Raw genomic sequence first — 5,469 nt, 5'->3', positions numbered from 1 at the left:
GCGGCAGTAGCGGTGAGATGGGCCTGGGGAGATTCAGTTCCTAACATGAAAAGAGTCTACTTGAGCTGGGGAAACCCCTCAACTACCCCCACTAAACCCCTCTCATTTTCTCCTCATTTTGGGGGTGGGTTGTTCAGCAGAGTCCTAGGGAGATCCCGGTTCAGCGTCGTCAGGTCCCTGGAACAAGCGGCTCTAGAACAGGCGCATCTTGCGCTCCCGGATCGGCGTAGAGCGGCTGCTTCGCGTAGCCTGGTTCGACGGTCTGCCGATGCGATGTGACGCAAGCCGAATCAAAGATAGGGAACCGGAGTGCGGTGTCGCTTGCTCCGACCGATACCGAATCAGCAGATTTGCCTATCGGGGAACGGGCCCAAACGGGATGGGATAGATCGTTTGGCCTGGGTGACGGTATAACTCGCGCACCATTCACGCTCCACGATGTTTGTAGAACGAGCTGACCGAAGACTTCGGTGGCGCCAGAGAGTTTCCCCGTCAAGCTACCTCCTCGCGCAAGTGGGCGAGGCCGCAGTTCGTAGAGGTTTACGGGGTTCAGTGCCCTCAACTCTTGGATAGTGCTATTGCAAAGGGCGGTCTTCCTTTGGGCGGGGTTGAGGGGACGGTCGAAAACCCGCGGGCATACTTTGATGATTGTCGGAACCGCCAAGCCAGGAGAGCACAGCGTGTTGGGAGAAGCGCCATTGGTCGCCAAAACATCGACCGGGAAGTTCTCCAGAGTCGACCCGCAGCATAATGGCCTCTGGATCAAGCTTTAGGAAGTGAGCCAATTCATCAAGCGTCAAGACCTCCTCAGCGGGGATTTCGGAAGAGCGCTCAACATATCCTTGGGACAGCGATCCGCCCTCTAGGGATTCGGCCAGCAGGCCGGAGACAAGGTCTTGCTTCGTGCGTCCAAGGGCGTGCGCTTTCGCATCGAGTCGGCGCGCCTGGGTGACAGGAATACGAACAAACAATGCGGCGAGTGCTTCGGTCATGGCTCCCCAGTCTAACTGCTTGATATCATGATAGCAAACAGCTCCATTCAGCGGTGAAACCATTCTGCTTTGGCTACCCGCTTCGCACCACGCAACCCGAACGAGTACGCCAGGAGGCGGCAGGCGGCTGAAGTAGCGGGCTTTGACGTGATCTGCACCCACGAATGCATACCTGGACAACATCTGTCCTCACGCGAGCGACTTGCTTGCGTAGTAGCTTGGACCGAACGCATCCGGATCTGTCCGTTGGTATTCAACGACGACTGCTATCATTCTGGACTCTTGGCACAACGGCTCGGTATCTTCTAGGGTGGGCATCGCGAGGTGGGGGTTGGCGCTGGACATACCTTTCCCGAGTACGAGGCTGCCGGAATTCCCATTCGTTGTGGATACAGGGTGCCGAACTGAAGTGGGTAGCGGTTGAATTCCCCTCTCGTTACTTGAGTTGTTGACTTTGTCGATGTCATGGACGCACCTGCTCTTTGGATGACTGATTACCGGATTTCATGTGAACCTTCGCCATTTAGGCTTGGATCCGCTGACATGCTGCGGGTTCGGCTCCTGGTGGAGCACCTATGGTTGCGAATCTGTGTTGGTGAGGTGATCTCAGTTCTCAATTCATCCTGACCCACCGTTCGTTTCCTGAGCCCTCATCAATCACCATAGATTATCATTAGTGCAGTTCATAGGCCATGTATTTATTACGAAATCTTATGAGCGATCATAGTGAGTCGCGATTTGTTGATACAAAATGTGACGCGAGTTCAGCCGCGCTGGATCTTCGGCGGCGAAGGGGCAACAGCGTGACGTTGGAATGTCGGACAGGAATCAGAAGATGCGACCTAATCACACACGTGGATGGTCTTGAGTATGGGTTTCTTGCTTACAAGTTGGGCCGTGCGCAGTCACGAGTTCTGCAGCGTTCTACCGAGAAGTTGGAGTGCCTCTTGCGGTGCTGGCATCTCCGAGATTTCATCGGCCAGCCTCTTGGCGGACACGGCAAACCTCGGATCATTGAGGACTCGCATGATCTCCCTAGCGAGAAGACGTGTCGTGTCCATAGACCTCATTGCATGCTCGTCAAGCTCGGATATCGCGACCCCCGCCCCCATGACTTGGAGCTGGGACGCATTTGCGAATTGGTCGGCAAACAATGGAACGGCCACAAGGGGGACTCCGGCCGCGAGAGCGCCGAGCATGGTGCCCGAACCAGCGTGGCAGACAACGAGGTCTGCATCATCCAAGAGCTCGGACTGCTCAACCCAGGACTCGATCTGGACATTGTGAGGGATCGATCCAAGCAGTGTCGGGTCAAACTTGTGCCCGACAGTCATCACCACATTGATATCGAGACCTTCGACGGCTTCGAGCACCATTCGATAGGCGGCTGTGGCAATCTCCATGTGTCCGAGAACCGTTCCAAACGTTACATAGACCTTCGGTCCTGTTGAGCCGCGCCAGCGATCTGTGGTCTCTGGCCTCACGTTTGGGCGCTGCTCGCGAAACCGGAGGGTGTAGCGGAAAAGTGATGGGTCAAATGACTCTGGAAAGTGGGTCAGATAGGGAGTTTGGCGCACAACCTCTGTGAGTCCTACCAGATGCTGTTCAAGGGCAGGAGATGCCACATCGATCGACCCCCACTCTACATCCGCCCGAGAGATGGCGACCTGAGCGACCGGAGTCCTCGTTCGATGAGCAATAGCCGCAGATGCGTATTCACATACCTCTCGAAGCACAAGAGTCGGCTTCCACTCGTGAAAACTACGTTCCATTGCTGGCAAGAGCGCTGCAGTTGCATGGTGACCAAAGAGGACGCGATTTGCAAGTATCGATGCCTCTTTGGGCGAGCTTTGGGCGAGCCGGTCACGGATCGGAGCGATAGTTGACTCGGGTGGTTCACCCCCGGGCTCAAAGTCATACCCGGCCTCCTCGACCATCCTTTGCAGCGAGGCTGGTCCAACCACGAGAACGGCATTCCCTTGGTGTCGCGCTGTCGCGAGCAGTGGTTCCATCGGCCGAAAGTGTCCAGCCCCTCCAAGTGAGCAGGCCGCGAGGATGCGCATGCTCCGAGCTTAGCCCAGCTCTCACGGCATGAGCGATGGATGTCAGCAGCGCATGCAAGAGGTTGTGAATCATGCAGAAGCTAAGAGACGACCACGCGGCAGTGCTGTGTAGACGATTGCAGGTAGTGGTAGGCCCTCGTATCGGAGGTCGTCTTTGGAGAGGTGGCTCCAAACGACTGGACGGAACATTGACCAAAATCTGTTGCCAAGAGCGGTACGGCAAAGGGTTGAGCGATGACTCTAACAGGTACGAGTTAGGAACCCAAGCATAGGAGAATCACTGTTGAAGTGTCTGAACTTGGTTTGGGTTGATCACCTAACGAATCCGACCCCCCAGGTTCGCGACCAACCCGCTTGAGACTCAGAGGATAGCGATCTGCAATCAGTTTTACAGGGGGTCCGAGCACCAGGTTGCTAAGTATTATGAATGCGCAAGCGATGTGTTGCAGTCTCTCTTTGAGTAGCAGAACCCGAGGCCGAAGCCAACTACGACATTCGCATCACGCGAGTACGAGGGGCCCTCCAGGTGTGGACCGAGCAAAGTAAAAACACCGCTGAACTGGTTGTTTGTGGCGCGCTCGGAGAGATTCGAACTCCCAACCTTCTGATCCGTAGTTCGAATCCTAACCCCTCATACGTACTCATGTGTTAGCATCAGTGCAGCTCAGGACGGGTGTGTTCATCATGGGTTGTCATGAATGTGCAGGGTTAGTCACAATTTCGTGACACAAAACGTGACACAGATCGAGTCCTGTTGACGATTGCGCTTCCAGAACCTAAGCCTCTCTCTTCAGGCTACCGATTACTTGGGTGAGAACTCCAAGAGACGGGAGAATCTTCACTCTGGGTGGGCGCATGACGCGATGGTGTGCTAGTTGACACCAAAGCGTCAAGAAACTTATTGGTGTAGCCCACTTGGTGGTCTTTTCCCTGGTAGCGTAGGGATCGGTGGACACCTGGTCCCCACTGTGTTGCAGGGCTGGTCCTCATGATCTTGAGGGTAGGGAGTAAAGAAGACTAATGACTACCTCTCAATCACGAGGGCGAAAGCTCTTTAGGTACTTGGGTCGTATTGGTGGAGGGCTTGGATTAGCCCTTGGTCTGATGGTTGGGACTGGTGCGGTTTCTCAAAGCGCCTTTGCTACCACCACGAGCATCCTGTATGCCTCTCTCACCCAGGGAACCGGCAACTGTTCAACCATCACTGATGCTTGTTCTCTGAGCACTGCGATCAACAAAGCTGCCTCTGGCGACACCATCGAACTCGTCACACCTGGGGCAAGTGGGACCTATGGTGCCCAGACTATCCCCAGCTCCTTGACCATCACCATCAAGGCCGCGCCCGGAGTTGTGGATCCCACGATTGATGGGCAGGGAATCTCAAGTATCACAGTTGATAGCTCTGCAAAGCTTACCCTCATTGGGGTGACGATCTCGGGCAATAGCGTGAGCGGGACAGGGACCGCCCACGGTGGAGGGATTTTCAACAACGGCACCCTCACCATCAACGACTCGACGATCTCGGGCAATAGCGTGAGCGGGAGGGTTCAAGGATTCAGCCCCGAAGGCGGGGGGATCGCCAACGCTGGCACCCTCACCATCAACGACTCGACGATCTCGGGCAATAGTGTGAGCGCGAGCGGTCGGGCCGCGAACGCCTTAGGCGGGGGGATCGCCAACGCTGGCACCCTGACCATCAACGACTCGACGATCTCGGGCAATAGCGTGAGTGCGACAGGCGAGGACGCCGTAGGTGGGGGGATTTACAACAACAGCGGCGGCACCGTCACCATCAATGCCTCGACGATCTCGGGCAATAGCGTCAGCGCGACCGGGACAGGCGCGCTCGCCTTCGATGGAGGGATTTTCAACAACGGCACCCTCAACCTCACCGCTGACCTCCTCGCGAATCCCTCTGGCGCTTGTTCTCTTGAAACTGTTGACACTGATCAGTACGTGTTTACGAGCAACGGCTCATGCGATCCCGGGGGATCTACTGATTACCAATCACCGCGTGTTGGTAGTGACCTTCAGAGCATCACGGTGAATGGTGTTCTTGAGATGGTGAAACCTATCGCTCATAACCCCGTCATCGGCACCATCAAAACCTCGACGGGCCTCTGCCCCCCAGCCGATCAGCGAGGCTATGTTCCAGTCACGGGTCTAGACACTTGTGATGTAGGTGCCTATCAAACGAGCTATGTTGCCCCAGCAATCACGTTCTCACCACCCTCGGCAGCGGTGGCTGGCACCTCTGATAGCCTCAGTGCAACCTCGACGTCTCCCCTTCCCATCACGTTCTCAGTGGTTGAGAGTTCAACGAGTGTGTGCTCAATTACGGGCACGACGGTGTCCTTTCACACCAACGGCACCTGTACGATCGAGGCGAGCCAAGCTGGAGGGATGGATCAGGG

General features: G+C 56.0%; 2 protein-coding genes and 1 pseudogene. 1 reads left to right on the top strand and 2 read right to left on the bottom strand.

Annotation, left to right across the window (positions count from 1 at the left end; all coding sequences use genetic code 11):
* Positions 1-575 precede the first annotated feature (575 nt).
* Both M7Q83_RS13770 and M7Q83_RS13765 read right to left on the bottom strand, forming a co-directional pair.
* Positions 576-992 carry a helix-turn-helix domain-containing protein gene (locus M7Q83_RS13770; RefSeq protein ID WP_298340089.1) on the bottom strand — a complete coding sequence of 139 codons (417 nt, stop codon included), beginning with the start codon at positions 990-992 and terminating at the stop codon, positions 576-578.
* Positions 993-1,897: 905 nt separating this feature from the next.
* The gene (locus M7Q83_RS13765; RefSeq protein WP_298340086.1) at positions 1,898-3,055 is read right to left on the bottom strand and encodes a glycosyltransferase; all 1,158 of its coding nucleotides are present in this window, start codon (positions 3,053-3,055) and stop codon (positions 1,898-1,900) included.
* Positions 3,056-4,075: 1,020 nt separating this feature from the next.
* Between M7Q83_RS13765 and M7Q83_RS13760 the strand changes: the two are divergent.
* A pseudogene (locus M7Q83_RS13760) lies at positions 4,076-5,469 on the top strand (hypothetical protein); the annotation flags it as partial.

It is taken from the genome of Ferrimicrobium sp., assembly GCF_027364955.1.
In the GTDB taxonomy this organism is placed as follows: Bacteria; Actinomycetota; Acidimicrobiia; order Acidimicrobiales; family Acidimicrobiaceae; genus Ferrimicrobium.
Note: the sequence above shows the minus strand (reverse complement) of the source record. Positions and strands in the feature narration are given on the sequence as shown.